Source organism: Actinoplanes sp. NPDC049548, from assembly GCF_040676695.1.
Lineage (GTDB): Bacteria > Actinomycetota > Actinomycetes > Mycobacteriales > Micromonosporaceae > Actinoplanes.
In genome coordinates this window covers 132,723-159,715 of sequence record NZ_JBFAPM010000014.1, presented here as the reverse complement: position 1 = coordinate 159,715, position 26,993 = coordinate 132,723, and the positions used below count along the sequence as shown (strand labels likewise).

The window sequence follows — 26,993 nt, the reverse complement described above, 5'->3', positions numbered from 1 at the left end:
GTCTGCCTAGGTTCAGACCCATGACGTCCGATCACGGGGCGGACCGCGAAGGTCCGGGATTCGACGCCGTGCTGCGCAGCTACCGGCTGCGGGCGAAGCTGACGCAGGAAGAGCTCGCTGCCCGAGCGGCGGTCGGGGTGCGCACGGTGCGCGACCTCGAGCGCGGCCGGGCCTCGCGGCCGCAGCGCACCACGGCCGAGCTGCTCGCCGCGGCGTTGGGCCTGGCCGGGGCGGACCGCCTCGCGTTCCTCGCCGCCGCCCGCGGTCAGTCGTCGCTCTCGCCGCCGGCTCCGCGTTACGTACGGCTGCCTCCGGCAGGGGATCTGATCGGCCGCGACGGCGACGTCGCCGAGCTGGCCACCCGCCTGTCGCACCCGCCCGGCGACGGCTCGCGCGGCATCACGCTCGTCGGCCTGGCCGGAGTGGGCAAGACCAGCCTGGCCCTCAGCGTCTCGCACCGGGTCGCCGCGGCCCATCCCGGCGGGGTCGCCGGCATCGTCGTCACCGACGGTTCGACCACCGGCGAGGTGCTGGGCGGGGTGGCGGCGGTCTTCGGGGTCGGCCGGCCCGACGATCTCGCGCCGCGTTTCGCGGGCCGTTCGGCACTGCTGCTCATCGACGCCGTCGAGCGTGCCCCGGAGGCGCTCGCGGAGGCCCTCGGCCGCCTGCTCGCCCAGCACCCCACGCTGCGGTTCCTGGCCACCGGCCGGCATCCCATCGGCCTGCCGGCGGAGCGGGTGTGGCCGGTCGCGCCGCTCGAGGCGCCGCCCGCGGACGCCGGGCCGGCTCTGGCGGACGTGGCCGGTTATCCCGCGGTGGCGCTGTTCCTCGACCGGCTGGCCCGGGTGCGCGGCGCCCCGGTCGATCCGGAGGAGGTTGCTCCGCTGGCCGCGCTCGTCCGCCGCCTCGGCGGCCTCCCCATCGCCCTCGAACTGGCGGCCGCGCGGGGCCGGGTGCTCACGATCGCCGAGATCCTTGACCGGTACGGCGACCGCGTGCTCGACCTGTCCGGCCGCCCCGCCGGGCCCACGGACACCGGCGTCGTCTCGGTACGCGAGGCGGTCGCCGCGAGCTACCGGCTGCTGTCCACTGCGGAACAGAAGGCGTTGCACCGGCTGGCGACGTTCCGCAACAGGTGGTCCCTCGACCTCGCCGAGCAGATCGTCGACCACGACCCGGCGATCGACGTGGTTCACCTGCTCGACCGGTTCCTGGAGCTGGGCCTGCTCAGCGCCCGCGGCGCCCGGGCCTTCCGGTTCCGCCTGCTCGACGTGGTCGGCGACTATGCGTGCGAACAGGCGGCGGCCCAGGGCGACCTGCCCGCGGCCCGTCGCCGGCACGCCGAGGTGATGGCCGAGCTGGCGCTGAGCATCGCCCGCGACCTCAAGGGGGCGCACCTCGCCGAGGCGGCCGCCCGGCTCGACGACGTGGCAGGCGACCTGGGCGCCGCCCTGTCGTACGCGGCCAAGGAGGACCCGCACACCGCGCTGCGTCTCGCGGCGTGTCTGCCCCGGTGGTGGCGGTTCCGCGGCCGGGACGTGACCGGGCGGCAGTGGCTGCGGCGGTTGCTCGCGGACCCGCGTACGGCGGACGCCGATCCGGCGGTCCGGGCGTGGGCGAAGGTCGGACTGGCGCAGCTGGCGCTGGAACACGGCTCGGGTGCCGAGGAGATCGACGCGGCGGAGTCGGCGCTCGCGGAGTTCACCGCCCTAGGTGACGTGCCCGGCCGGCTGACCGCCCACAACCAGCTGGCCGCCCTGTGGATGACGACCCACGCGTACGACCAGGCCCGCGTGCACGGCGAGGCGGCGCTCGAGCTGGCCCGCCGCAGCGGACGCATCCGGGACATGGCGGTGGCCGAGAACAACCTCGCCTGGCACGACATCCGCGAGGGCGACCTGCCGGCGGCCCGCGCCCGGCTGGCCCAGGTGGACAAGCTGGCCGGCCGGTGCGGGGAGCACCGGCTGCGGGCGGTCGCGGTCGCCAACCTCGCCGAGGTGGAGCGCCTGGACGGCCACTTCGCGGAGGCGGCACGGCTGGGCCGGCACGCGATCGCCGAGCTGGAGGACGTCGGGGACCCGGGTCACCGACGGCGGGTGCTCACCACGGTCGGCCTGGCGCTGGCCGAGGGAGGCTGGGAGCGGGAGACCGAGGCGGTGCTCGCCGAGCTGCGGCCCTCGGACGCCCAGGTGCCGGTCGACGGTCCGGTCGCCCTGGTGGAGGGGGCGTTGGCGCTGCTCCGGGGCGACGAACGCCGGGCGGTGGAGAGTTACACGGTCGCGCTGGCCGCGTACGAGGGTGACTACGACCCCCGGCACACCGTGGAGGCGCTGGTCGGACTGATCCGCAGCACGTCGGGGCCGGACCAGCGGGCGAAGGTGGTGCATCGGCTGAGCGAGATGTGCCGTACGGGCGGCATCACGCTGCTGCCCCGGGACCGGAAGCTGATCGGCGAGCCGGGCGACTGACCGCAACCGCGGCGCGGACGGCCGGCGCTTTCCGTGCCCCCCACAACGCCGACCGTCACCACGCCCCGGTCACGCGGCGAGAACGATGGCTCCCCCGTTTGCCTCGCCTCGGCCTCGGCCGCGCCGCGTCCCCCTGCGGTGATCAACCCTAGCGGGGTAGACCTGGGGATATGTGCGGATAGGCGGGTTTCGACCCGGAGTTGCGGCGGTTCTGCCGGTAGTTCTGCCGGTTCCTCAGCGGCCCGTGTCCCGGCGTCCGGCGCCGTTCTCACGCATGGGTGCTGATGCCGTCACTCCCGGCTGTCGCGCACGGGTTCACCGCGTCGCGGATGATGCGCATCGACTCCATCAGCTGCTCGAGCTGAGTGGGGGAGAGCTGGCCGATGAACCACCGTTGCATGAGCTCGAGGTGGCCGGGCAGGACCTCGTCGAGGCGCTCCAGGCCGGCCGGGGTGATCACCGCGTACGAGCTGCGGCGGTCGCTGGGGCAGGCCTCGCGCCGGACCAGTCCCTCCCGGTCCATGCGGTCGACGACCCGGGTCACGCCGCTGGTGGAGAGCGACGTCTGGCCCGCGAGGTCGGTCATGCGCAGCCGGTTCTGCGGCGATCGGGCCAGCCGCATCAGCACCTCGAACTCGACGCCGGACAGCCGGTGCTCATCGAGCTGGGCGGCGAAACGGTTGGTCAGGCCGGTGTACGCCTCGGCGAAGAGGCCGAAGGCGGTGAACCGCGGATCGTCGAAGTCGGTACCCACGTCCCCCATGCTACCAGCAGGCACTTGACACGGGGAATATTGCTTGAGATATAGTTGCTACGTCAGACAACGAACCGGCAACGCCCCGAGAGGACACCCGTCATGACCGACACCGCCGCCGCTGGCACCCGCGAGTTCCAGGGTCTGCAGATCCCGGCCGCCGGCACCTATGAGCTCGACGCCGCGCACAAGCGGGTCGGCTTCGTGGTGCGCCACCTCATGGTCAGCAAGGTCCGTGGCAACTTCGCCGAGGCCTCCGCCACCATCACCATCGCCGAGAACCCGCTCGAGTCCTCGGTCTCCGCCACGATCCAGACCGCGAGCGTGCACACCGGTCAGGCGGACCGCGACAACCACCTGCGCACCGGTGACTTCTTCGAGGCGGAGAAGTACCCGACCATGGAGTTCCGCAGCACCGGCATCAAGTCGTTCGACGGCAACGAGTTCGTGCTCGACGGCGAGCTCACGATCAAGGACGTCACCCGGCCGGTCGAGCTGCTCGTCGAGTTCGAGGGCGCGGCCGTCAGCCCGTACGGTCAGCAGGTCTTCGGTTTCAGCGCGACCACCGAGATCGACCGGGAGGACTGGGGCCTGACCTACAACATGGCCCTCGAGTCCGGCGGCGTCATGATCGGCAAGAAGGTCAAGATCGAGATCGAGGGCGAGGCCATCCGGCAGGCCTGACCCGCAGAGTCTTCGCGAGAGGCGCCACCCGCACCCGGGTGGCGCCTCTCGTTCTGCGCTCCCCTGGCGGGCGCGGCGCCGGAGTGCGATGGTGGACCGAGCGCTCCCGAACGCTCACTAAGCGCTGATGTATGTCCGTTTCGTCCCTGGCCACGGTTACCGGGTCCCCTTAACGTGAGAGCGTCACGCGAACGTGCCAGGAGGATCGATGGGTAAGGACCTGTCCGGTGCCGTTTTCTCCAACGAGGACCGGATCCGCTACCGGCGGAAGGTTCGCCGCTGCCTCGACGTCCTGGCACTGATGCTGGACCGCGGCGAGGAGCCGGAGGACGGCCCCTCCGGCCCGGTCACGTTCGACAGCGACAGCCGCATGACCGGCCTCGAGATCGAGCTCAACCTCATGGACGCCGACGCCGAACCCGCCATGCGCAACGCCGAGATCCTCGCCAACCTCGCCGATCCGACCTTCCAGACCGAGCTGGGCCAGTTCAACCTCGAGCTCAACGCCCGGCCCCGGATGATCTGCGGCGACGGCTTCGCCGACTACGAGCAGGACCTGCTGGAAAGCCTCGGCCGCGCCGACGACCGGGCCGGCAAGTCCGACGCCACCATCGTGCTCATCGGCAGCCTGCCCACCCTCACACCGGACCACCTCGTCCTCGCCAACCTCTCGGCCAACGAGCGCTACCGAGCCCTCAACGACCAGATCGTCGGCGCGCGCGGCGAACAGTTCAGTGTGGACATCCGCGGCGTCGAGCGCCTGCAGACGGCCAACGACTCGATCGCGCCCGAGGCCGCGTGCACGAGTGTGCAGTTCCACATGCAGGTGCCACCGGACAGGTTCGCCGCGTACTGGAACGCCTCCCAGGCCGTGGCGGCGATCCAGGTGGCGATCGGGGCGAACTCGCCGTACCTGCACGGGCGGCAGCTGTGGGCGGAGACCCGCATCGCACTGTTCGAGCAGGCCACGGACACCAGGCCGGACGAGCTCAAGGCGCAGGGCGTACGCCCCCGCGTCTGGTTCGGGGAGCGCTGGATCACGTCGGTCTTCGACCTCTTCGAGGAGAACGTCCGCTACTTTCCGCCGCTGCTGCCGATCCTCGACGACGAGGACCCGGTCGCGGTGCTCGAGCAGGGCGGCGTACCGCACCTCGGTGAGCTGCGCCTCCACAACGGCACGGTCTACCGGTGGAACCGCCCGGTCTACGACGTGATGAACGGCCGTCCCCACCTCCGCGTCGAGAACAGGGTGCTGCCGGCCGGCCCCACCGTGGTCGACATGCTGGCCAACGCCGCTTTCTACTTCGGGCTGACCCGCCAGCTCGCGGAGGAGGAAAGGCCGGTCTGGTCCCGGCTCACGTTCGCGGCGGCCGAGGACAACTTCCACGCGGCCGCCCGGCGAGGCATGGAAACCACAATCCATTGGCCGGGTACGGGCGAGAGCCCCGTCACCGACCTCGTCCGCGACGTGCTGCTCTCGAAGGCACACCAGGGCCTGGCGAAGTTCGGCGTCCACGCGCGCCACCGCGACCGGCTGCTCGGCATCATCGACGACCGCTGCCGCACCGGCCGCAACGGAGCGACCTGGCAGACCGAGGCGGTCTGGCACGCCGAACACCACCGCGGCCTCGACCGATACGCGGCGTTGCACGACATGCTGCTGCGATACAGCGCCCACCAGCGAACGAACGAGCCGGTGCACACCTGGCCGATCGACTAGGACGGGTCCGGCGGGGTCTTCCTGGGCGGGGACGCCTTCCGTCCCGCAGCCTTCTTGGCGGGCGACGTGCTGCCGGCCGCCGGCGGATTGATCTTCGCCACGGTCGGGCTGGCGGGCGGCCGGGCCACCGTCTCCCGCTTCGGCGGTTCACCGGGACCGGGGGGCTGGGCCGCTGCTCGCGCCGAGACCGCCCCGGGCGGCCTGTTCTCGGCGCGTGCGGCGACGGCGCCGGTCGGCTTGGGTTCGGCTCGCGGCGGCATGGCGCCGGTGGGTTTCGGTTCGGCTCGCGGTGGCACGGTCCCGGTGGGTTTCGGTTCGGCTCGCGGCGGCACGGTCCCGGTGGGCTTGGGTTCGGCTCGTGTCGGCTTGGGCTGAGCTTTCGCCGGGACAGCCCCGGCCGGCTTGGGCTGGGCCTTCGCTGGGACCGCTCCGGCTGATGCCGGCCTGGACTCGGGTTTCCCGGGCGTCGGCCGGTTCTTCTCCGGCCCCGAAGTCGCCGCGGACCCATCGGAGGCACCCGGTCCGGACCGCTGCGCCGGCGGCGGGGCCTGCGCTCTTCCGGTCGCCACTACGGCAGCGCCGGTGTCGTCCGACCGCTTCCGTCGGAACCGGCTGAGCAGGGACGGCCGACCTGCCGGCTTCTGAGTCGCTTCGGCGTCCTCGCCGGTGGGCGGCTCGGCCCCTGCGCCGGGTGTCTTCGATCTGGCGGGGCCGGCTGGACCTGCTCCCTGCTTCCCGCCCGGACCTGCTGTGGCAGCCGTCGCCGGCTCGCCCGCTGCCGCCTTGCCCGCTGCCCGCTTGCCCGCTGCCGGTTTGAGTGGTGTCTGCTTGCCGGCTACCGGCTTGCCCGGTGCGTGTCGGCCCGGTGCTTGTCCGCCCGTCGCGCTCGCCTTGCCGGCTGCCGGGCGGCCCGGTGCGGAGCGGGGCGCCGGCACCGTCGCCACCCCTTGCCCGACCGTTCGTGCCGTCCGGCGGGCCGCGCGCTGCTGAGCCAGGGAGATCGTCGCGGCGGAACCGGCGAGGCCGGTCAGCACGGCGTACGGCGCGATGAGGTAGGCCGATCCGAGCGAGCCCAGGGCGGGCGTCAACTGCGGCGCGAGCACGAAGAACGCGGCCGCCATCAGCAGCGGTCCCACCGCGCCCGACGTCGCCGCGCCCACGCCCAGGTCACCCCGGCGGGCGGCCGGCCAGGCGCCGACCACCCCCAGCGCGAACGCCGCCAGCAGCGTGAGCAGGGCACTGGGCCAGTGGATCGTGCCGTGGCCGCCGTCCGCCGAGGCGAACTGCCAGCTCGACAGGTAGGTGGCGGTGGGCCGGTGCCACACCACGTCGGCCACGATCGCCGCGACGGCCAGGGCCCAGAGCCACGCCGCCGTCGCGATGAGGTTGGCGGCGACCGGCCTCGAGACCACCGCCCAGTACGCGATCACGAGTCCCACCAGGACGCCGGCCACCGCGTACCCGCCGGCGACCGTCTCGGGGGAGAACGTGTCCGGGCGTACCGAATCCCGGGCGGGAAGCGCGATCAGCGCGACCGTCAGCAGGGCACCGACCGCCGCGGACGCCGCCAGCGCGAAGCGCCATGGTCCGCCCACCGCCCGGCCGAGCCGCCCCGCGATGACCGCGCCGAACACGGTCGCGCTCGCCGCGATCCAGGTGGCCCAGCCGAGGCTGCCCAGCCACACGTCGTCACCGTCCGCGACGCCGGCCGGCCACACCACCACGCCGAGCCCGTAGCCGAGACCGAGCTGGGCAGCACCCGTCCCCGCGGCCACTCCGGCCGCGGCTGCCACCTGCGCTGTCCAGCCCCTCGCGGCCATGCGGGGCACTGTAGCCGGGCGGGACCATGCCTGCGAATCGATGAGCGGATCCTTAAAGATTGAGGCTTGTTCGCGACCTACCATGAGGTGCGCTTGGCGTGGGAGTGACGCAAAAGCCTCCACCGTCGCGAACAATCCTCACTGGCTAAGTTGACGTCTGTGGGACGAGGCGAGCGAAAGGGTACGGCGATGTCCGACGACACCGGCGAGTTCTTCCCTTTCCGCGATGAATCCTCCGGCGAGGGCCGAAAACACCCGAATGGTGGCCCCCGATCGGGGGACGCCGACGACGCGGCGACCCGCCCGATGCCCCGGCACGCGGGCGATGCCGACCGGACGGAACTGCTTCCGGCCGCCGATGACGCGACCCAGGTGACCGGCCGGCCCCCTCAGCCCGACGCCACCGCCGTCTATTCAGCCGGCGAGAACCACAACTGGGCGGACGAGGACCAGGTGTGGGCGGGCCGCGCCGGAGTCCGGCCGCCCCGGCCGGGTGCAGATTCCACCCGTACGGACTGGGCCGCGGTCCCCGCCGACGAGCCGCGCGGCCGCTGGTGGACGCCGATCGCCGTGGGCATCGTGGCCCTGCTGTTGCTGGGCGTGCTGAGCTGGGGAATCTATCTGATCCTGCAGTCCACCGGCGACGACGAGGAGACGCCGGCTCCGGTGGTGCCGGCCTCGGCGGCCCCCGCGCGGACGACCGAGCCCACCTCTCAGCCCACCTCCGAGCCGCCGACGACGGCTCCGACCACGACCGAGCCGACGAGCTCCCCGCCGGCTCCCCCGAAAGACGTCACCATTCCGGCGCTACGCGGGCTGTCGCTCGAGGAGGCCCGGGCGGCGCTCAACCGTACGGGACTGAACTACCGCCTGCGGTACGTGGCGAGCACCGAGGCGCCTCCCGGAACCGTGATCGGCAGCGACCCGGTCGAGGGACAGCAGGTGCCCGGTGACACGGTGGTCAACCTGATCGTCGCGGCCGAGTCGACGGCCACCACGCCGACTGCCTCGACGACGCCGCCCGCGGGCGTGGACCCGGACTGACCAGGCAGGCAGCGATCCTGAGCCTCACCCGGTCGGGTGGCTGTGGGTCATGTCGCGGACCCGTGTCGGTGTGCGCCGGCAGGATCTTCTGCCGGGCCGGGTTCCGCGGGTCGGCGGCATGGAGTGGATTGCGCCGACCGATGGTGCGACGTCGCCGGCCGCCCTGGGGGGGGTTGTCCCGTTCTGGCGCGGAGTGGGGCATGCCCCCGGCGCGGACCGTCGTCGGGTGCTCGCCGCCGCGTCGACCCGTCAGCGATTGGCGCGCATGGCCCGGGCGGGGATGGTGCCCGAGGTCAGGCCCGGCTGGCGGGCGTTGCGGGTGCGGGGGTCCGGTGCCTTGCCGACCTGGCGAAGGCCGCTGACCTGCACGAAGATGGATCGGCGTTCGACCGCGTCACCCGACGCGTTGAGCTCGTAGCCGTCGAGCCAGATCCAGCCCTCGTACGTCGGCCAGTCATGAACGCGGATCACCCGGAAAATCATCGGCGATGAGAATTGGACGCTCGCCGCCTTCGTCACGTGTATGACATCGCCGGACCGAGGAAGCACGTCAACTCCTGTCCTGAACAGTCTCGGGGCAAACACCGATTTGCCGCACAGTGAACACAGATGCTCCAGTGTGCCCGGCTCGTACGCCTTGGCAACATCGTGAGGATGCCAATCCTCACAACGGTGCCGTAACGCCGCCGTCGGCCCCCGCCAGGACCCCGCGACTTCGTAAAGTCCACGTAGGACATTCGGTTGGAGCCGACCCCCGCAATCGGCGCGCTTCGGTGCGGTCTGTCGGGCTGGGCAACGCCGCTGGGAACTTTAAGTGACGCCGGCCATACCGAAAGATTGCACCACGCCTCGGATCGATGCAAGTTGCATGTCAGCCGTACGTGACCAAGTGATCACTGTCGACGCTTGAAGGATCAAGAGATCAACAGGGAGACTGGAAGCGACAAACACCGTAGGGCGGAGCATCTCGCCGTTTCCGCCGCGCCCCCGGAGGTCCGCGTGAACCCGCGCCGCAGCCCCACCATCCGTCGCCGCCGACTCGGCGCTGAGCTGCGCAGATACCGCGACGCCGCCGGCGTGACGATTGACGTGGTCGCCGACCGGCTGGGCTGCTCACCGTCCAAAGTGTCGCGCATCGAGACCGGCCACACGAGCGCCACGCCTCGCGATGTAAAGGACATGTTGGACATTTACGGCGTGGCCGGTGTGGAGTCCGACGAATTGGTACAGATTGCGCGGGAAGCCCGGCAAAAGGGATGGTGGCACCCGTTCAGCACGGTGCTCACCGGCGCTTATGTCGGACTCGAGGCGGCGGCGAAATCCATCCGGGCGTACGAGCAGCAGGTGGTGCCCGGACTGTTGCAGACCGACAAGTATGCAATTGCGATGATTCGGGCCGCTCGACTGGGTGACAGCGAGCAAGAAATCGAGCAGCGGGTACGCGTCCGAATGGCTCGCCAAGCGTTATTGATTCAGGACGATCCGATCGATCTTTGGGTGGTGCTCGATGAGGCGGTGCTGAGCCGGCCGGTCGGCGGCGACGAGGTCATGCGCGATCAATTGCTGCGCCTGGCCGAGATGACCGAGCTGCCGAACGTGACCCTCCAGATCCTGCCGTTCGCGGTGGGAGCCCACGCCGGCATGGACGGCACGTTCGCGATCCTCGACTTTCCTGATGCCGAGGACCCGAACGTGGTGTTCGCCGAGAACGCGACCGGCGGGCTGTTCCTGGAGAAGACCGACGAACTCCGCAAGTACAACTCCATCTTCGACACCATCCGGGCGACGGCCCTCTCACCGGAGGAGTCCAGGAACATGATCGTAATGCTGGCAGAGGAGCCATTGTGGAAGTCGAGACCAAGGGTTTCCGGATCGATCTGAGCCACGCTCGGTGGTTCAAGAGCACGCGCAGCGGCCCCAACTGCGACAACTGCGTCGAGGTGGCGTTCGTCGACCAGGCCATCGCCGTCCGTGACTCGAAGAACCCGACGGGACCCGCACTGATCTTCACCGCCGACGAATGGGACGCCTTCGTGGGCGGCGCCAAAGACGGCGAGTTCGACCTCTAGCACGAATACCGGGGATTCCGATCGGACCGCGGCCGCCGCAGGTCGGCAGGAGGTCGCCCTCGCGAGATCCGGCGACGCCGCCGGGAAGATACAGGTCCGGGCCGGGAAGCCGGACCACCCGATTCAGGTACGGCCGGACTGGCCGCCGCCCGCACCGGCGGCGGCCAGTTCGTTCGGCACGTCATGTCACGTCCTTCTCGCTGGCGGCCAGTTCGCTGAACCACCATCCGAGGTCTGTCGGCCCGCGAACGTTGCTTTTCCGAGCGCCGTTCTGTTCGCCGTCCGAACGTCGTCGCCGTGCCCGAACGGTCCGAGTGGGGCAGGTCAGCGGTGTCGGGCGATGACCCGGCAGCGCCTCCGCCGACCCGAGCCCGTCGCATTTCGCCGGATTTGTACCGTCGCCCCTCGGGGAGTCGCCTCGTTGAACGCCTTAAGCGCGGGCCGGACCGCGCCGGCGTACCGCTGTTTTGCCCGTACGGCTGACCGTCCCCCTCGCGTGACGGTGCGGGTAGGGCCAACTCAACGAGCGAGGCAAGGCGAGAACATGACGATTGGTTCCGACAACCTGAGCAACGGATCTCCCACCGCGCAGGACCGGTTCAGCGGAGGCGTGAGCGCGTACCGGCAGAACCGGCGCGAAGCGGCGCTGGCCGCGGAGACCGGCGACGGCGAACTGGTGGCGCGGGGCAGCGGGCCGAGCCTGTCCTCCTCCGGCCTGCCGACCCGTACGCCGATCGAGCCGACCAGCGCCCTGGACCGCGCGGCGAAGCTGCCGTCCCTGGACATGCAGGGCCTGACCGAGCCGGTGTTCTCGCCGGGCGGCTGGGTCGAAGCCGCGCCGTCGCAGTCGATGGCGGACCACCCGCTGCTGCGCGGCCTGCTGCTCGAGCTTCCGGCGCGAGGCACCCTGCCGCCGTCGGAGTGGCTCGACCGCTGGTTCGAGGCCGCCCGTTCGATCCTCGAGCTTCTCTACGTGCAGGAAGCAAAGCGCTAGCAGCCTCGACCTGGTGAACCGTCGTGGCGGCGCCGGTTCACCAGGTCAGGCAGCCAGGTCGACCTCGTGGACGGCGGGCGTCGACACGGCGGTCTCCTCCGGAAGTGCGGCGTAAGCCTCTGTCCGGGACTGCATCGCCGGCCGGACCCGGCCACGGCCGAGAGGCGCGAGCACCGCCAGGTTCAGCCGGCTGTGCCGGACGGCATGCCGCACGGCCAGCACCAGAACGACGACCGCCGCCACGGTGACCGCAATGCCGGCGACGTCGGCGCCGGGCACCTCGACGAGACCCGCAGCCACCGGTACGCCGATCAGCGCGGCGAGCCCGGTGACCTGCAGCGGAGTGGCGAGCAGCGGGTGAGCCGCCGCGGCCACCAGCGCGGGCGGTGCCGGTGCCATCGGGGCGGTGGCGAACGCCCCGGCGCCCTGACGGATGCGGGTCAGGCGGCGCGCGGTCACGGTGACCACGAGGACCGCCGGTACGGCCGGGAAGAGCGCGGCCGCCGGAGCAGCCGACTCGCCCGAGCTCAGGGCGGTGACGATCGGCACGGCGAGGAACACCGCGACGCCCGCACCGACCACCGTGGACAGCGCCCGGGCGCGGCGCCGGAGCTCGCGGGCCGTACGGGCGACCGGGAGCGCATCGGCGAGCAGGCCGGCGGTGAGCCAGACCGCGGCGAGCGCGCCGATGAGGATGAGGTCCGTCGTGGTGTTCACATCGACAGCCTTCACCTCCCGCGCAACCCGCAAAACCGGGATATCACCGGAGCGGCGACCCGTAGGGGTATGGCGGTGACTAACCGTCCCCAGCGCGTTACTGCATGCACTCATTCCAATGGGCGAAGCGGACAATGCCCACTGTTGCCGCCGTGACGGTTGTCCTAATGTCGGGTGTCAGACGCCCGGTGACGTTCCGGCCTCGCGACGGATCCGAGGCCTTCGTGCGCCGCGGCGACGGGCTCGACCTGGGGAGGTCGGCCGGGATCCCCTCGACGGCACGGCGGGGTCCCGGCACCGCCCGCCGCCTGCAGGGCAACCATCAGCGGAGAGTCTGCCTCAAAGGGCAGGCGAAACGGGATCCTCAGACCGCGAAGCTCGTGACCGGCTCGTCCGTGGCGGCCGGCGGCTTCGCCTTCCACAGGCCGGACTTCTGCGCGGCGAGACGCGAGACATACGCCGGGTTCAGCAGCACATACCGCTTCCACAGCCGCTTCGGTTCCAGGCCGAGGCGCCACAGCCATTCGAGCGCGTACTTCTGCATCCACGCCGGCGGGTTCTTCAGCAGGCCCGCGTGGTAGTCGAACGCCGCGCCGACGGCGAGCAGCGGCATGTCCAGGAGCGGGCGCATCGCGTACGCCCAGATCTCCTGCCTGGGGCAACCGAGGCCGACCAGGACGATGCGCGCGCCGGACGCCTTGATCCGGTCGGCGATCTCCACGTCCTCGCCGGGGCGGTTGGCGCGGAACTTCGACGCCTCGACACCGGCGATCTTCAGCGCCGGGAACATCCGCTCCAGCGCCGGGACCAGCTTGTCGAGGGTCGGCTGCGTGGACCCGTACAGGTAGACCGGCAGGCCTTCGGCCGCCGCCTGGCGCAACACCCGCAGGGTCAGCTCCGGGCCGTAGACGCGGTCGGCCAGACCGGCGTGGTGGACCAGGTTCAAGGCTCCGCGTACGGGCTGACCGTCCGGCGTCACCAGGTCGAAGGAGTTGAGCCGCGCGTTGTGCGCCGGGTCCTGCACGCCGGTCATCACGCCGTGCACCGCGAGCGCCGTCACGGCGTAGTGCCGGCGCTCCAGCGCCGCGTCAATGATCTTCGCGGTGGCGGCGTCGTAGTCCACGGCGTCGACGAGGACGCCGAGGACGTTGCGCTTGCCCTGGTCGATCATTTCGCCGGGACCCACTTGTCGACGTTCGCCTCGTAGATCTCCTGGAGGATCATCGGCACGTCGTAGACCTGCTTCCATTCCGGGTAGTCGGCCTGGAAGGCGGCCATCGAGCCGATCCACCACTGGTGGTCGCCGATCCGGTTGTCGTCCACGTACTCGGTGATCATCGGCGTGCCACTGATCTTCTCGGCGAGTGCGAACGCCTCGAGGTTCGAGCAGTTCGAGTGCCGCCCGCCGCCGAGGTTGTACACCTTCGCCGAGCCCGGGTTGCGGAAGAACGCCTCGAACGCGCTGAGCACGTCGTGGCTGTGGATGGCGTCGCGCACCTGCTTGCCCTTGTAGCCGAAGATCCGGTACGTCCGGCGCTCCATGTTGGCGCGCATCACGTACCCGAGGAAGCCGTGCAGCTCGGTCGCGGAATGCGCCGGCCCGGTGAGCGTGCCACCCCGGAAGATCGCGGTCTTCATGCCGAAGTACCGGCCGTACTCCTGCGCCATCACGTCGGCCGCCACCTTCGACGCACCGAAGATCGAGTGAAGACACGCGTCGATCGACATGTCCTCGGTGATGCCCTCGTAGTACGGATGTGCGGGGTCGAGCTCCCACCGCGTCTCCTGCTCGACGAGCGGCAACCGGTTCGGGGTGTCCCCGTACACCTTGTTGGTCGAGCAGTGGATGAACGGCGCCTCGATGCAGTGCTCCCGCGTGTTCTGCAGCATCGTCAGCGTGCCGCCCGCATTGACATCGAAGTCCGTGTACGGGTCCCGCACCGCCCAGTCGTGCGAGGGCTGCGCCGCCGCGTGGATCACCACAGCGATGTCCTTGCCGTACCGCTGGAAGATCCGCCCCACCGCGTCCCGGTCGCGGATGTCGACCCCGTGATGCTCGTACGCACTCCCGAGATCAGCCGTCAACCGCTGCACGTTCCACGCAGTGGACGCCTCGGGCCCGAAGAACTCCTGCCGCATGTCGTTGTCGATCCCGACCACGTCAAGCCCCAGGCCGGCGAAGTGCCGCACCGCCTCGGACCCGATAAGACCACCTGATCCGGTTACCAGAGCAACGGCCACGAGCAAACTCTCCAGAGGTCTCGGATCCAAAAAGCCAGACGCGAGCATAACGCCCCCCACCCGCCCCACCCCGATTCACCCAAACGAGCCCACCCCACCCGCCGGATTGGCGTGCCCGATCAGCGGGGAACGGGGGTTGGTACTCCCGATCGCGCGGGGAGCGAGGGTTGGTGTGCCTGGTCAGGTGGGGAGCCGGGGTTGGTGTCCCTGGCCGGGTGGCAGCCAGGTTCGTGTGCCTGGTCGGGTGGGCAGCCGGGCCGATGTGCCCCGTCAGGGGCCGACGCCAAGCCGGGAGGCGCAAGAACCGCGCCCAAACCGGCGAAGCCGCGAAACCACCAAAGAACGAATCAAGGGCGGCGAAGCCGCACGAGTCCCCACCCGCAGCCACCCCACCCACCGCCCCACCGCACCGCGGGGCTTCCGGGGGCTCGGCCCCCGGAGCAGATATGACGAGTGGCCCCGGTCCGCGCACTCCGCGGACAGGGGCCACCCGGACACTCGTGGGGATGGGGGGAGTTGAACCCCCACGTCCTTTCGGACACACGGACCTGAACCGTGCGCGTCTGCCATTCCGCCACATCCCCGTGGCACTGCGTTAGCCGGAACAGATTACGCTGTCCCTCGTTACATCGCGAGCAGGTACTGCCCTTGACGCCAGGGAAGATTAGCACGGCGTCGGGGGCCGTCATACGAGGGTCAGGAGCGACCGGTCGCTCACGCAGAGATGCGCAAGCGGCGGCCGGATACCATCATGTCCTCGGAACCCGAGGAGGAGCCGGTGAGCGTGCTGCAGCGCTTTGAGAAGCGGTTGGAAGGCCTGGTCGAGGGGGCCTTCGCGAAGGTGTTCAAGGGTGTCGTGCACCCGGTGGAGATTCTGAATGCCATGCAGCGGGAGGCCGAGGCCCACAAGGCTATCCTCGCTGGTGGGCGGACTCTGGTGCCGAACCGCTACGTGATCGATCTCTCGCCGTACGACCACAGCAGGCTGGCGCCGTATGCCGCCGCGCTGGCCCAGGAGCTGGCCCAGTCGCAGGCGGAGTTCATCGGTGAGCAGGCCTGGACGGTGTACGGCGATGTGATCGTCGAGATCGAGCGGGGCGACGGGCTCGACACGGGCATGTTCCGGGTGACGGCGGAGGTGTACACCGGCGGCGAGGTCGCTCCGGTGCAGCAGCCGGCGTATGACGCCCAGCCTGCCTACTCGCCGTATGACCAGCAGCCGGGTGGCTACCAGCAGCATGGGCACAACGGCCGGAACGTCGGCCTGGTGTCCGGCGACGGGCGTACCTATCCGTTGCAGATGGGTTCGACGGTGATCGGCCGGGGTGACCAGGCGAACCTGCGTCTGCCGGATGTCGGCATCTCGCGGCGGCACGCCCGGCTGGACTACGACGGCAGCCAGGTCGTGCTGACCGATCTCGGGTCGACGAACGGCACGATGGTGAACGGCCAGCGGGTGTCGGCCGTGGCGCTCAACCCGGGCGACATGATCCAGCTGGGCACCACCACGCTGACGTTCCGAGTGGACGGCTAGCCACCTTGCCAGAATTCGTCCTCACCGTCGCCCGTTTCGGATTCCTCATCCTGCTGTGGATCTTCGTGTTCACGGTGGTCGGGGTGATCCGGAAGGACTTGTTCGCCGGTGTCCGGTCCAAGAGCATCGTCGCCACGCCTCGCGGGGTCGGCGGGGTGATGGCTCCTGGCCGGCCGGCGAAGGCGAAGCGGGGTAAGTCGGCGCGGCAGCTCGTCGTGACCGCCGGTCAGCTGGCCGGGACCCGGATCACGCTCGGTGAGGCACAGATCACGATCGGGCGGGCCGAGGACTCGACGCTCGTCATCACCGACGATTTCGCGTCCGCCCGGCACGCCCGGCTGGTTCCGCGCGACGGGCAGTGGTTCGTCGAGGATCTCGGCTCGACGAACGGGACCTATCTCGATCGCGGTAAGGTCTCCGGACCTACTCCCGTGCCCCTTGGCGTGCCGATCCGGATCGGCCGCACTTCTCTCGAGTTACGGCCATGACCCTGACCCTGCGCTACGCCGCCCAGAGCGACCGCGGTCTGATCCGAGACGGAAACCAGGATTCCGTCTACGCCGGACCGCGGCTGCTTGCCGTCGCCGACGGCATGGGCGGCATGGCCGCCGGTGACGTCGCCAGCAACATCGTCATCGCCGCCATGGCTCCGCTGGACGAGGACGTGCCCGGTGACGCGCTCGTCGACGCCCTGCGGCACGCCGTCGGGACGGCCAACCAGCAGCTGCGGGACACCGTCGACGCCAATCCCCACCTGGAGGGGATGGGCACGACCCTGACGGCGGTCCTCTTCTCCGGCAGCAAGATCGGCATGGTGCACATCGGGGACTCCCGTGCCTATCTGCTGCGCAACGGGGAGTTCTCCCAGATCACCAAGGACGACACGTACGTCCAGATGCTGGTGGACGAGGGCCGGATCAGCCCGGAGGAGGCGAGCAGCCACCCGCAGCGTTCGCTGCTCACCCGGGCGCTCGACGGCCGGGACATCGACCCGGAGTATTCGGTGCGCCAGGTGCTCAAGGGCGACCGGTATCTGATCTGCAGTGACGGGTTGTCCGGCGTGGTGAGCGCCGAGACCATCGGCGAGAGCATGCGGGACATCCCGGATCCGCAGGCGTGCGTCGAGCGCCTCGTGCAGCTCGCGCTGCGCGGCGGCGGTCCGGACAACATCACCGTGGTCATCGCTGACGCGACGGACGCGGACATCGTCGAGCAGGCTCCGATCGTCGGCGGTGCGGCTGCCCGCGACCGTGGCAACTCGACGGTCGCCGACAGCTCCAGCGCAGCCGCGCGAGCGGCCGCGCTTCAGGCGCCACCGCGCCCGGCGCAGCCCGAGTCCGCGGCTTACGAGAACGACGAGCCGGAGCCGCCGAAGCGGCACCCGGTCCGCACCAGCCTTCTGGTCCTGCTGCTGCTCGGCATGCTCGGCGGCGGGCTGTGGCTGGGCTATCGCTACACCCAGGACCAGTACTACGTCGGTGCCACCGACGAGGGCCAGCTCGCGATCTTCCGCGGTGTGCCCGGCCAGATCGCCGGCCTGGACCTGTCGAGCGTCAACGAGACCAGCGCCGCGCGTCTCGACGATCTGACCACGGTCGCGCAGGACCGGGTCAAGCAGGGCATCCACGCCGACAGCAAGCCCGACGCCCAGCGCCGGCTGCTCGAGCTGACCAGCGAGGACGCGTCCAACCCGAATCTGAAGCCCGTGTGTGCGCCGAGTGCGCCGCCGTCCACCATCGCGTCGGCGGGCCCCACGCCCCCGCCGTCCGCCAAAGCCACGGCTCCCGCCCGGAACACCACCTCGTCGGTGCCCGATCTCGCGCCTGCCACCACGCCGGACGCCCAGCCCTCGGACCCGAACCCGCCGGTCACCAGCGACCCGGTCGGGTGTCGGCCCGTCGACTGAGCCCCGCCCGACCGAAGTCTGGGGATCCCCTCTTGACCGCGCCCGCCCTTCCGGCTCCCACACCCGCCTCCACGGGTGAGATGCCGCGCGTCCCGGCAACGAGGACGGGGCGGAACGCGGAGCTGGGTCTGCTCCTCTTCGCGATGATCATCGTGGCGGTCTTCAGCGCCACGGTGGAGGCCAACCAGCTCGACAAGCTCAGCTCGACGTTCTGGGTGCCGTCGGTGCTGCTCGGCATCCTCCTCCTCGGCCTCCACATGGTCGTGCGCTACACCGCGGTGTACGCGGACCCGGTCCTGATCCCGGCGGTGGGGCTGATCAACGGCCTGGGCATCGCGTTCCTTCGGCGTCTCGACATCGCAAAGGCGCTCTCCGAGAAGAGGGAAGTCCCGAGCCTGTTCGCCGGCACTGGCGGCCGCCAACTCCAGTGGACGCTGATCGCGCTGATCCTGGCGGCGGTGCTGCTGCTCGTGGTGCGTGACCACAAGGTCGTCTCGCGGTACGCGTACACGTTGGGCCTGGTCGGTATCGTCCTGGTGATGATCCCGGCGGTTCTGCCGGCGTCGATCTCGGAGGTCAACGGCGCACGCCTCTGGATCCAGGTGGGCGACTTCTCCATCCAGCCGGGTGAGTTCGCCAAGCTGGCGCTGGTCTCCTTCTTCGCGTACTACCTGGTGCGCAAGCGTGAGGTGCTGTCGCTGGCGAGCCGGCGGTTCCTCGGCATCGATTTCCCTCGGGGCCGTGACCTGGGCCCGGTCGTGACCGTCTGGCTGCTCTCGCTGCTGGTCCTCGTCTTCGAGAAGGACCTCGGTACGGCGCTGCTGTACTTCGGCCTGTTCGTGGTGACGCTCTACGTCGCCACCGAACGCGCGAGCTGGCTGATCATCGGTCTGTTGATGTTCTTCGGTGGCGTCTACGTGGCCTACCTGCTGGGCGCGTCCATCGGCGGCCCGTTCGCCAACTTCTACGACCGCGCCTCGGTGTGGCTCGATCCGTTCAACCCGACGTACTACTTCCGCCGCGGCGGCAGCGGCCAGCTCGTCCAGGGTCTGCTCGGGCTGGGCACGGGCGGGTTGTTCGGCACCGGCCCCGGCGCCGGATCGCCGGGCTTCGTGCCCGAGGTGCGCACCGACTTCATCTTCGCCGGCATGGGCGAGGAGATCGGCCTCTTCGGTCTGTCCGCGCTGCTCGTCTGCTACCTGCTGATCGTGGAACGTGGCCTCCGCGCCGGTCTGGCCGTCCGCGACTCGTTCGGGAAGCTGGTCGCCGGTGGCCTGGCGTTCACGCTCGGGTTGCAGGTCTTCGTCATCCTGGGTGGCATCACGGGCCTGATCCCGTTGACCGGTCAGACGACACCGTTCCTGTCCGCGGGTGGTTCGTCGCTCATGGCGAACTGGTTGCTCATCGCCATGCTGCTGCGGATCTCCGACGCCGGTCGCAGGCCGACGACGGGTGGGCCCGCGGCTCAAGCCGGCGGCCCGAAGCAACCACCCGCTCAGCTGCACGGCGCCATGACGGAGGTGATCAAGCCGTGAACGCTCCCCTGCGCAAGGCCGGCGTGGTCATCCTGGTCCTCTTCGGACTGCTCTTCGCCAACCTCAACTGGGTCCAGGCGTACAAGGCGGACGACTACCGCACCAGCGACTACAACGGTCGCGTGCAGGTCGCCGAGTACGAGATCCCCCGGGGCGTCATCGAGGCCGGCAAGCGGCCGCTGGCGGAGAGCAAGGCCACCGACGGCACGCTGAAGTTTCTCCGCGTCTACCCCGAGGGCAAGATGTACGCCCCGGTCATCGGCTACAAGCCGGTCAGCGGCGCCGAGACCGGCATCGAGCGCGCCGAGAACGACTTCCTCTCCGGTGCCTCCGACAAGCTCTTCGCCGACCGGATCAGCGCCATGTTCACCGGCGACGAGCCCGGCGGCGGCAACGTCGTGCTCTCGCTGAAGCCCAAGGCGCAGGAAGTCGCCTGGAAGCAGCTGAACAACAACGAGCGCGGCGCGAAGAAGGGCTCCGCGGTCGCGATCGACCCGCGTACGGGCGCGATCCAGGCGATGGTCTCCATGCCCAGCTACGACCCGAACCCGCTGGTCAGCCACGACCGGAAGGTCGCCGGGGAGGCGTACAAGGAGCTCAACGCCGACAAGGACAAGCCGCTGCTCAACCGGGCGACGAGCGAGAACTACCCGCCCGGCTCGACGATGAAGGTCATCATCTCGGCGGCGGCGCTGAAGAACGGCTACACGCAGTCCAGCGAGATTCAGGCGGGCTCGGAGTACGTGGCGCCGGGCTCCGGCGCGCCCATCCACAACGCCGAGGCCGAGACCTGCCCCGGCGCGAAGGTGACGCTCAAGGAAGCGCTGACCGACAGTTGCAACACCGGCTTCGCGCGCCTCGGCGTCGAGCTGGGCGCCGACAAGGTCAAGAAGGAAGCGCAGGACTGGGGCTTCGAGCAGGAGGACCTGACCGTCGGCAGCCTCCGCGACGGCGGCCTGCCGGTCGTGGCGAGCCGCACCGGCGCGATGCAGAACCAGGACGGCAGCACCGACCCGGCCGCCCTCGCCCAGTCGTCGATCGGTCAGCGGGAAGTCCGGATGACCACGATGCAGGGCGCGCTGATGGCCGCCACCGTCGCCAACGGCGGCAAGCAGATGCGCCCGTACCTGGTGCAGCAGGAGCTCAGCCCGGATCGGCGGCCGATCTACAACGCCGACCCCGAGACCCTGCGGACGCCGATCAGCTCCGATGTCGCCGGTGATCTCAAGGAGATGATGGTCAGCGTCGTCGAGAACGGCACCGGCCGGCGGGCCAAGATCGACGGGTACGAGGTCGGCGGCAAGACCGGTACGGCGCAGAACGCCACCGGGGCCGACCCGCACGGCTGGTTCATCGGCTTCGCGTTCGACGACAAGGGGCAGCCGGTCTCCGCCGTCTGCGTCATGCTCGAGAACGTGGCCGGCGGGCACGCGAGCGCCGAGGCGGCCCGCATCGCCGGGCTCATCATGAAGGCCGCTGCCGGCGGGGGAGGGGACTGAGATGATCAGCCCTGGGGTGACCCTCGGTGGCCGGTACCGCCTGGACGAGCGGATCGCCGGCGGCGGCATGGGGGACGTGTGGCGCGGCACCGACGAGGTGCTCGGCCGTACGGTCGCTGTCAAGATCCTGCTGCCCGCCCTGCTGGACGAGCCCGGTTTCGCCGAGCGCTTCCGCGGCGAGGCCCGGACGATGGCGACCATCAACCACCCCGGCGTGGTCGACGTCTACGACTACGGCTCCGACCAGCAGCTGGCCTTCCTGGTCATGGAGTACGTCGAGGGTGACGCCCTGTCGCGCACCCTCAGCCGGGTCGGCCGGCTCACCCCCGCCCGCACGATGGCGCTCGTCGCCCAGGCGGCCGACGCGCTGCACGCCGCGCACGGGAACGGCATCGTCCACCGCGACGTCAAGCCCGGAAACCTTCTGGTACGCCCGAACGGCACGTTGGTGCTCACGGACTTCGGCATCGCCCGCTCCGCCCTGGTCGGGCAGCTCACGGTGGCCGGCTCGGTGCTCGGCACCGCCTCCTACATCTCTCCCGAACAGGCTTCCGGCGCCGTCGCCACGGCCGCCTCCGACGTGTACGCGCTCGGTGTGGTCGCGTACCAGTGCCTGTCCGGGCACCGGCCGTTCGACGGCGCGACGCCGATCGAGATCGCGATGAAGCACGTCCGGGACACGCCGCGCCCGCTGCCTGCCGACATTCCGCCCGCGGTCCGTGCGATCGTCGAACGTGCGATGGCCAAGGACCCGAGCGCCCGCTGGCCCACGGCGTCCGCGATGGCCGCCGTGGCGAGGCAGGCCGCGTCCTCGCTGACCACGCAGGTGCAGCAGCCGGCCGTCAACGGTGCGGCACCGCACGTCCGGCCGCACTCCGGCGGTCCGGTGATGAACAGGCCGCAGTCCGGCGGTCCCGCGGCCGCCAACCGGCCGCATTCCGGCGCGCCGACGTCCGGCTCGCCGGTGCATCCGAACGCCGGACAGGCCCGTCCGCCGTACCCGCCGGTGCCCCGGCCGGTGTCGGGTGGGCAGGGTGCGCGCGGTGCCGCCTCGGTCCCGCCGGTGCAGCAGCCGTACAGGCATCCGTCGGCGCCGCCGATGCAGCACCCGGCGATGGCCCCGGCGAAGCAGACTGACAACTCGGGCAGCCGGCAGGTACTCATCGTGCTGGCGGTCGTGCTCGCCCTGCTCGTCCTGCTGTGTGCGGGCGTCATCTCGTTCCTGCTCAACGAGGGGAACACTGCGAAGACCATGGGCGCGGTCGATCCCCCTGCGGCGGCGGCGTCGTACCGTCTTACGAAGCAGGCTGGCGTCCCGCACAGCCCGTACCCCGCGACCGAAGGACGACAGACGCTATGACGGCGCAGGCCCGCCTGCTGGGTGGCAGGTATCAGGTCGGCGAGCTGCTCGGTTACGGCGGCATGGCCGAGGTTCACCGCGGCCGCGACCTCCGGCTCGGCCGGGACGTGGCGATCAAGATGCTGCGCTCCGACCTCGCTCGGGACGCCACCTTCCAGGAGCGGTTCCGGCGCGAGGCGCAGAACTCGGCCGCCCTGAACCACCCTGCGATCGTCGCCGTGTACGACACCGGCGAGGAGACCTCGTCGACCGGTGAGCGGCAGCCGTTCATCGTCATGGAGTTCGTCAACGGGCGGACCCTCAAGGAAGTGCTCGCGGCCGAGCAGCGGCTCCAGCCGCGCCGGGCCCTCGAGATCATCGCCGACATCTGCGCCGCGCTGGAGTTCAGCCACCGGCACGGCATCATCCACCGCGACATCAAGCCCGGCAACGTGATGATCACGCAGAACGGGCAGGTCAAGGTGATGGACTTCGGCATCGCCCGGGCCCTGGCCAGCGGTGCCACCACGATGACGCAGACCAGCGCGGTCATCGGCACGGCCCAGTACCTCTCACCGGAGCAGGCCCGCGGCGAGTCGGTCGACGCCCGCTCCGACGTGTACGCGGCCGGCTGTGTCCTCTTCGAGCTCCTCGTCGGCCACCCGCCGTTCGTCGGCGACAGCCCGGTCAGTGTGGCGTACCAGCACGTCCGTGAGGATCCGAAGGCACCGAGCGACATCAACCGCGAGGTGTCGCCGGACGTCGACGCCATCGTGCTCAAGGCCCTGGCCAAGAACCCGCTCAACCGCTACCAGAGCGCCCAGGAGATGCGCGCCGACGCCCTGCGCGCCGTCTCCGGCCGTCCCGTCATGGCGACGCCGGTGATGAGCGAGGCCGAGACCATGGCGATGACCGGCCCGATGGGTCAGGCGCCGACCGCCATGACCCGGCCGATCCCGGCGGGGGTCGCGGGGCCGCGCGGTCCGCAGTCGTCCGAGCGCAAGACGTCGTCGTGGGTGATGGCGGTGCTCGCGGCGCTCGGTGTGCTCGCCGTGATCGCGCTGGGCATCGGCCTCACCCTGGCCAACCGGGACAAACCGACGACACCGGTCGCGGAGAAGCCGGTTCCCAGGGTCATCGGTCAGTCCGAGGAAGACGCGAAGGCGAGGCTCGACCAGGCCGGCTTCAAGAAGGTCGAGCTGGGAACCCCCAAGACGACAGAGGACTGCAAGGAAACGGTCTACGGACAGAACCCGTTGCCCAATCAGACCGTCAAGGTGGACACGGTCATCACCCTCGTCATGTGCCAGAGCCCGGAGACCGAGCGAGTGCCGACCGGCCTGGTAGGTAGGCCGGAAGAAGCCGCCACGGCCGCCCTGACCGCCAAGGGCTTCGACCCGGTCATCGACCGGGTCGACAGCGACGCCGACGAGGGCGAGGTGCTCAAGGTCGAGCACGAGGGCGAGAAGCTCCCGCGCGGCGAGAAGATCACCGTGACCGTGTCGCGCGGCAACCTGATCGAGATTCCGGACGTCAAGGGCGAGTCCTTCGACGTCGCCAAGGCGCGACTCGAGGAGCGCGGCTTCACGAACATCCAGAAGCAGGAGTCCGACCAGGACGGTGTTCCCGGCACCGTCGTCGAGCAGACCCCGAACGCCAAGCAGAAGAAGTCGAAGTCGACGCAGATCACGCTCACGGTCATCGCGGAGAAGGCTCCGGACCCGGACCCGAGCTCGCCGGCCCCGGACGGCTCGGAGCCGCCGCCCGGTGGTGACGGCGGCGGCGACGGTGGCGACACGGGCCTCGGCGGCATCGTCGGCGGCTAGGACACACGAACAGCGAAAGCCCGGAACGCCTGCGTGGCGTTCCGGGCTTTTCCGTATGGGAAGGTCAGGCGGCGGCGAAGGCCGAGCGGCGGCGGGTCTCCACCTCGGCGGCCAGCTCCGGGGCTCGCTCCAACGCCTCCGGCAGGCCGCACGCCGCCAGCCAGTTCGCCAGCATGGTGTGGCCGCCCTCGGTCAGCACCGACTCCGGGTGGAACTGCACGCCCTCGATCGGCAGCGTGCGGTGGCGCATCGCCATCACCACGCCCGACTCGGTCCGGCCCGTCACCTCGATCTCGGCGGGCAGGGTGTCCTCGATGACGGCGAGGGAGTGGTAGCGGGTCGCCGTGAACGGGTCGGGCAGGCCGGCCAGCACCCCTTCGCCCTTGTGCTGCACCGACGACGTCTTGCCGTGCAGCAGCTCCGGGGCGCGGGTCACCGTGGCGCCGAACGCGGCGCCGATTGCCTGGTGGCCGAGGCAGACGCCGAACATGGGGAGCTTGCCCCCGTACTCGCGGATGACGTCCATCGTGATGCCGGCGCGTTCGGGCGTACCCGGTCCGGGGGAGAGCAGGACCCCCGCGGCGCCGAAGCCGGCGACGTCGGCGACCGAGATCTCGTCGTTGCGCCGCACTTCGCAGTCGGCGCCGAGCTGTCCGAGGTACTGCACGAGGTTGTAGACGAACGAGTCGTAGTTGTCGATCACGAGGATGCGCACGGCGGTCACCTGGGGCTCGCGGAGGGGTCGGGAGCGTTCGTGTGCTGGTCGTACGGGATCTCGTCGGGTCCCAGCTCGGCGCCGTCGCCGGGCACGACCGAGTTCGGGTCCTGCTGTTCGGTGCCGACCTGGACGTCGTCGAACGGCAGCAGCGGGGTCGCCCAGGGGAAGACGACGTACCAGAGCAGCACGCCGACCGTCGCGACGAGCACGAGCGAGCCGGTCAGCTTGCCCCACAGGCCGAAGGGCAGCTTGCGCCAGATCCAGGCGTACACGGTCCCTCCCTATGCCTTCTTGATCTCGGCGGGCTTGCCGGCGTCGGGCAGCTTCGGGTCCCGCTTGATGGTGTCGACGAGCTCGGCGTGCACGATCAGCCGCTGGTAGTTGTTGAACTTCGGGTTGCACGTCGTCAGCGTCAGCATCGCCTTGGTGGGCTTCTTACCGGGCTGGCCGGGCACGGGCGCGACGACCTCGACCTGGTTCGGCCGGACGACCTCGCTGTTGCTGACCCGGTAGACGTACCAGTTGCTGCGCGTCTCGACGCCGATCACGTCGCCCGGCTTCAACTCGTCCAGCCGCCAGAAGATCTTGCGGATCCGGTGCCCGGCGACCGAGAAGTTGCCGACCTTGCCGGGCTGGGCCGAGTCCGGGTAGTGCCCGGGCGCGTACCGGATGTCCTGCGGCCGTACCCCGTTCACCACGACCCAGTGCATGTCGAACTTGGGAATGTAGAGCCGGCCGACCAGGTCCTTGCCGGGCGCGGCAGGAGCCTTCTTGGTCGGCCCGGCACTGGGCGCGACCGTCGGGTCGTTCCACTGCTGGTCGAGCTGGTCGGCGAGCGTGTCCTGCTCGTTCTCGACCTTGGCCGAGTTGCCGAACACCTCGTACCCGGCGAAGAGCAGGATGATCAGCCCGAAGGTGATCATCAGCTCGCCGGAGACCCGGACACCGGCCCGGATCCGCGACCCGAGCGTCGGCCGCGTCAACTCGGAATACACGCTCTTGTAGCCCTCGCCGGTCTGCTCGGGCCGCAACTTGACGACCTTCTCGCCACGCTTCGGCTTCGTCTCCGCCACCGGCTCGTCATCGTCCTCCCGCGCGGCCGCGGCGGCGGCCGCCACGGAAGCGGCCCCGACGGCGTCACCCTTGTCCTTGTCCTTGGCCGGGGACGGCGCCTCAACCCTTTTCCGTACGGCGGGAAGCAGCGAGGTAGGCGCGTCAGCAGTCGAGATCACCGCGGTGGCCGACGGGTCGGCATCCGCCCCCACCGAATCCTGCCCGAAGCCGTCCACGAGCCCCTCGGCGTCGCCGGCGCCCTGGCGGCGGTCTCCGCCCGCACGCCGATCGGGTCCGAGCCGGCGCTCACGGTCCCGCTCGCCGGCCGGGGCGAGACGGCTCGACCCGGAACTACGAATCCGGTCGGGCCGCCGCTCGGCCACCGCCCCGGCGTCCCCGGAACGCATCCGCCCGGCATCCCCACCACTCGCCCCAGCGGTATCGCGGGTGTCGGTCCATGCGCCGTTCGGGGGCGGGGTGTCGCGGGTGTCGGTCCATGCGCGGTTTGTGGCGCTCGTGGGCGCGGTGTCGCGGCCGTCGGGCCGGGCCGCGGTCGCGCCGTTGGCAGGCGCGGGGTCATGGGCGTCCGTCCGTCCGGTGTCACCGGCGTTCCTGCGTCCGCCGTTGCCGCCGTCGGACCAGCGGTCGTCCGCGGCGGGTGTGGCAGGGGGCCAGGAGCCGGCCGGCGCGGCCCAGCCGCCGGTGTGCTCGCTGTGCGGCTCGCGGCGGACGTCGGCCGGGTGGTCCGCACGACGCGGCCTGAGGTTCGCTCGGTCGGCGGTCCAGGAACCGCCAACCGGGTCCCCGGGCCACAAGCCGCCGTCCGTGGGCTGCGGGGTGATGGTCGCGACGTCGGGCTCCGGTGCCCGCCGACGCCCACCGCGCTGGGCGCGGAGCTGCTCGGAGTCGTCCGTTCCCACGTCGCCGCCGGACCGGTGGGGCGCGGCATCCCTCAACGAGGGCACGCTCGCGGTCGGCTCGGTGATCCCCGCGGATGCCGCGCGGTTCCTCGGCAGTGCCGAACGCGGTCCGGCATCCTGCGGTGCCCCGCTCAGCGCCTCCCAGCTACGTG

General features: G+C 70.7%; 23 protein-coding genes and 1 tRNA gene. 14 read left to right on the top strand and 10 right to left on the bottom strand.

The features are described from left to right. The first annotated feature begins 20 nt into the window (after positions 1 to 20). A complete protein-coding gene (locus AB0J80_RS26220; protein ID WP_364709773.1) occupies positions 21 to 2,468 on the top strand; it encodes a helix-turn-helix domain-containing protein in 2,448 nt (815 codons plus the stop codon). Between the two features lie 268 nt (positions 2,469 to 2,736). Here AB0J80_RS26220 and AB0J80_RS26215 read toward each other — a convergent pair whose 3' ends face one another. Beyond that, positions 2,737 to 3,231 carry a MarR family transcriptional regulator gene (locus AB0J80_RS26215; protein WP_364709770.1) on the bottom strand — a complete coding sequence of 165 codons (495 nt, stop codon included), beginning with the start codon at positions 3,229 to 3,231 and terminating at the stop codon, positions 2,737 to 2,739. A 93-nt stretch (positions 3,232 to 3,324) separates the two neighbouring features. Here AB0J80_RS26215 and AB0J80_RS26210 point away from each other — a divergent pair, with 93 nt between their 5' ends. Beyond that, entirely contained in the window at positions 3,325 to 3,906 is a 582-nt protein-coding gene (locus AB0J80_RS26210; RefSeq protein ID WP_364709767.1) for a YceI family protein, read from the top strand. Positions 3,907 to 4,114: 208 nt separating this feature from the next. Further along, complete coding sequence (locus tag AB0J80_RS26205) at positions 4,115 to 5,626, top strand: glutamate-cysteine ligase family protein (protein WP_364709764.1); 1,512 nt, start codon at positions 4,115 to 4,117, stop codon at positions 5,624 to 5,626. Here AB0J80_RS26205 and AB0J80_RS26200 read toward each other — a convergent pair. Then, a complete protein-coding gene (locus AB0J80_RS26200) occupies positions 5,623 to 7,446 on the bottom strand; it encodes a Hansenula MRAKII killer toxin-resistant protein 1 (protein WP_364709762.1) in 1,824 nt (607 codons plus the stop codon). The genes AB0J80_RS26205 and AB0J80_RS26200 overlap by 4 nt on opposite strands. A gap of 189 nt (positions 7,447 to 7,635) precedes the next feature. Here AB0J80_RS26200 and AB0J80_RS26195 point away from each other — a divergent pair, with 189 nt between their 5' ends. After that, positions 7,636 to 8,490, top strand: a complete 855-nt coding sequence (locus tag AB0J80_RS26195; RefSeq protein WP_364709759.1) for a PASTA domain-containing protein — start codon at positions 7,636 to 7,638, stop codon at positions 8,488 to 8,490. Positions 8,491 to 8,739: 249 nt separating this feature from the next. Here the strand turns inward: AB0J80_RS26195 and AB0J80_RS26190 are convergent, their stop codons facing one another. Continuing rightward, a complete protein-coding gene (locus AB0J80_RS26190) occupies positions 8,740 to 9,039 on the bottom strand; it encodes a hypothetical protein (RefSeq protein WP_364709756.1) in 300 nt (99 codons plus the stop codon). Between the two features lie 450 nt (positions 9,040 to 9,489). Here AB0J80_RS26190 and AB0J80_RS26185 point away from each other — a divergent pair, with 450 nt between their 5' ends. The 3 genes from AB0J80_RS26185 to AB0J80_RS26175 all read left to right on the top strand — a co-directional run bounded on the left by AB0J80_RS26185 (position 9,490) and on the right by AB0J80_RS26175 (position 11,553). Further along, entirely contained in the window at positions 9,490 to 10,371 is an 882-nt protein-coding gene (locus AB0J80_RS26185) for a helix-turn-helix transcriptional regulator (protein WP_364709878.1), read from the top strand. Further along, a complete protein-coding gene (locus AB0J80_RS26180) occupies positions 10,335 to 10,559 on the top strand; it encodes a DUF397 domain-containing protein (RefSeq protein WP_364709753.1) in 225 nt (74 codons plus the stop codon). Before AB0J80_RS26185 ends, AB0J80_RS26180 begins: the two co-directional genes overlap by 37 nt. Positions 10,560 to 11,103: 544 nt before the next feature. Then, a complete protein-coding gene (locus tag AB0J80_RS26175) occupies positions 11,104 to 11,553 on the top strand; it encodes a hypothetical protein (protein WP_364709751.1) in 450 nt (149 codons plus the stop codon). 45 nt (positions 11,554 to 11,598) lie between these two features. Here the strand turns inward: AB0J80_RS26175 and AB0J80_RS26170 are convergent, their stop codons facing one another. From AB0J80_RS26170 to AB0J80_RS26155, 4 genes are all read right to left on the bottom strand, one after another. Further along, positions 11,599 to 12,270: a hypothetical protein gene (locus AB0J80_RS26170; protein WP_364709750.1), complete on the bottom strand. Its 672-nt coding sequence runs from the start codon at positions 12,268 to 12,270 to the stop codon at positions 11,599 to 11,601. A 364-nt stretch (positions 12,271 to 12,634) separates the two neighbouring features. Further along, entirely contained in the window at positions 12,635 to 13,441 is an 807-nt protein-coding gene (locus AB0J80_RS26165; RefSeq protein WP_364709875.1) for a WecB/TagA/CpsF family glycosyltransferase, read from the bottom strand. Beyond that, a complete protein-coding gene (locus tag AB0J80_RS26160) occupies positions 13,438 to 14,511 on the bottom strand; it encodes an NAD-dependent epimerase/dehydratase family protein (RefSeq protein WP_364709747.1) in 1,074 nt (357 codons plus the stop codon). Before AB0J80_RS26160 ends, AB0J80_RS26165 begins: the two co-directional genes overlap by 4 nt. Positions 14,512 to 15,012: 501 nt before the next feature. After that, positions 15,013 to 15,095 (bottom strand) — tRNA-Leu (locus AB0J80_RS26155). 167 nt (positions 15,096 to 15,262) lie between these two features. On the opposite strand from AB0J80_RS26155, the gene AB0J80_RS26150 reads away from it, so the two are divergent. The 7 genes from AB0J80_RS26150 (at position 15,263) to pknB (ending at position 24,150) form a co-directional block, all read left to right on the top strand. Further along, complete coding sequence (locus AB0J80_RS26150) at positions 15,263 to 16,045, top strand: DUF3662 and FHA domain-containing protein (protein WP_106128832.1); 783 nt, start codon at positions 15,263 to 15,265, stop codon at positions 16,043 to 16,045. 5 nt (positions 16,046 to 16,050) lie between these two features. Further along, positions 16,051 to 16,533 carry an FHA domain-containing protein gene (locus AB0J80_RS26145; protein ID WP_106128672.1) on the top strand — a complete coding sequence of 161 codons (483 nt, stop codon included), beginning with the start codon at positions 16,051 to 16,053 and terminating at the stop codon, positions 16,531 to 16,533. Continuing rightward, the gene (locus AB0J80_RS26140) at positions 16,530 to 17,951 is read left to right on the top strand and encodes a protein phosphatase 2C domain-containing protein (RefSeq protein ID WP_364709744.1); all 1,422 of its coding nucleotides are present in this window, start codon (positions 16,530 to 16,532) and stop codon (positions 17,949 to 17,951) included. Before AB0J80_RS26145 ends, AB0J80_RS26140 begins: the two co-directional genes overlap by 4 nt. An 80-nt stretch (positions 17,952 to 18,031) precedes the next feature. Next, positions 18,032 to 19,486: an FtsW/RodA/SpoVE family cell cycle protein gene (locus tag AB0J80_RS26135; protein WP_364709872.1), complete on the top strand. Its 1,455-nt coding sequence runs from the start codon at positions 18,032 to 18,034 to the stop codon at positions 19,484 to 19,486. After that, a complete protein-coding gene (locus AB0J80_RS26130; protein WP_364709742.1) occupies positions 19,483 to 20,985 on the top strand; it encodes a penicillin-binding protein 2 in 1,503 nt (500 codons plus the stop codon). The genes AB0J80_RS26135 and AB0J80_RS26130 overlap by 4 nt, the downstream gene beginning before the upstream one ends. A gap of 1 nt (position 20,986) precedes the next feature. Continuing rightward, positions 20,987 to 22,345, top strand: coding sequence for a protein kinase (locus tag AB0J80_RS26125; RefSeq protein WP_364709741.1), 1,359 nt, complete (start codon positions 20,987 to 20,989; stop codon positions 22,343 to 22,345). Further along, the gene (gene pknB / locus AB0J80_RS26120) at positions 22,342 to 24,150 is read left to right on the top strand and encodes a Stk1 family PASTA domain-containing Ser/Thr kinase (protein ID WP_364709738.1); all 1,809 of its coding nucleotides are present in this window, start codon (positions 22,342 to 22,344) and stop codon (positions 24,148 to 24,150) included. The genes AB0J80_RS26125 and pknB overlap by 4 nt, the downstream gene beginning before the upstream one ends. A gap of 64 nt (positions 24,151 to 24,214) precedes the next feature. On the opposite strand, the gene AB0J80_RS26115 is transcribed toward pknB, so the two are convergent. The 3 genes from AB0J80_RS26115 to AB0J80_RS26105 are packed head-to-tail and all read right to left on the bottom strand — an operon-like array spanning position 24,215 to position 26,877. Beyond that, complete coding sequence (locus tag AB0J80_RS26115; RefSeq protein ID WP_364709735.1) at positions 24,215 to 24,865, bottom strand: aminodeoxychorismate/anthranilate synthase component II; 651 nt, start codon at positions 24,863 to 24,865, stop codon at positions 24,215 to 24,217. 5 nt (positions 24,866 to 24,870) lie between these two features. Next, a complete protein-coding gene (locus AB0J80_RS26110) occupies positions 24,871 to 25,140 on the bottom strand; it encodes a hypothetical protein (RefSeq protein ID WP_364709733.1) in 270 nt (89 codons plus the stop codon). A 9-nt stretch (positions 25,141 to 25,149) separates the two neighbouring features. Then, positions 25,150 to 26,877 (bottom strand): class E sortase, encoded by a 1,728-nt coding sequence (locus AB0J80_RS26105; protein WP_364709730.1) that lies wholly within the window; start codon positions 26,875 to 26,877, stop codon positions 25,150 to 25,152. Positions 26,878 to 26,993: the final 116 nt, after the last annotated feature.

What these genes read in the sequence shown, in the direction of transcription:
- AB0J80_RS26220 (WP_364709773.1), top strand. Translation starts at nt 21, where the DNA reads ATGACGTCCGATCACGGGGCGGACCGCGAAGGTCCGGGATTCGACGCC.
- AB0J80_RS26215 (WP_364709770.1), bottom strand. Translation starts at nt 3,231, where the DNA reads ATGGGGGACGTGGGTACCGACTTCGACGATCCGCGGTTCACCGCCTTC.
- AB0J80_RS26210 (WP_364709767.1), top strand. Translation starts at nt 3,325, where the DNA reads ATGACCGACACCGCCGCCGCTGGCACCCGCGAGTTCCAGGGTCTGCAG.
- AB0J80_RS26205 (WP_364709764.1), top strand. Translation starts at nt 4,115, where the DNA reads ATGGGTAAGGACCTGTCCGGTGCCGTTTTCTCCAACGAGGACCGGATC.
- AB0J80_RS26200 (WP_364709762.1), bottom strand. Translation starts at nt 7,446, where the DNA reads ATGGCCGCGAGGGGCTGGACAGCGCAGGTGGCAGCCGCGGCCGGAGTG.
- AB0J80_RS26195 (WP_364709759.1), top strand. Translation starts at nt 7,636, where the DNA reads ATGTCCGACGACACCGGCGAGTTCTTCCCTTTCCGCGATGAATCCTCC.
- AB0J80_RS26175 (WP_364709751.1), top strand. Translation starts at nt 11,104, where the DNA reads ATGACGATTGGTTCCGACAACCTGAGCAACGGATCTCCCACCGCGCAG.
- AB0J80_RS26165 (WP_364709875.1), bottom strand. Translation starts at nt 13,441, where the DNA reads ATGATCGACCAGGGCAAGCGCAACGTCCTCGGCGTCCTCGTCGACGCC.
- AB0J80_RS26150 (WP_106128832.1), top strand. Translation starts at nt 15,263, where the DNA reads ATGTCCTCGGAACCCGAGGAGGAGCCGGTGAGCGTGCTGCAGCGCTTT.
- AB0J80_RS26140 (WP_364709744.1), top strand. Translation starts at nt 16,530, where the DNA reads ATGACCCTGACCCTGCGCTACGCCGCCCAGAGCGACCGCGGTCTGATC.
- AB0J80_RS26135 (WP_364709872.1), top strand. Translation starts at nt 18,032, where the DNA reads ATGCCGCGCGTCCCGGCAACGAGGACGGGGCGGAACGCGGAGCTGGGT.
- AB0J80_RS26125 (WP_364709741.1), top strand. Translation starts at nt 20,987, where the DNA reads ATGATCAGCCCTGGGGTGACCCTCGGTGGCCGGTACCGCCTGGACGAG.
- pknB (WP_364709738.1), top strand. Translation starts at nt 22,342, where the DNA reads ATGACGGCGCAGGCCCGCCTGCTGGGTGGCAGGTATCAGGTCGGCGAG.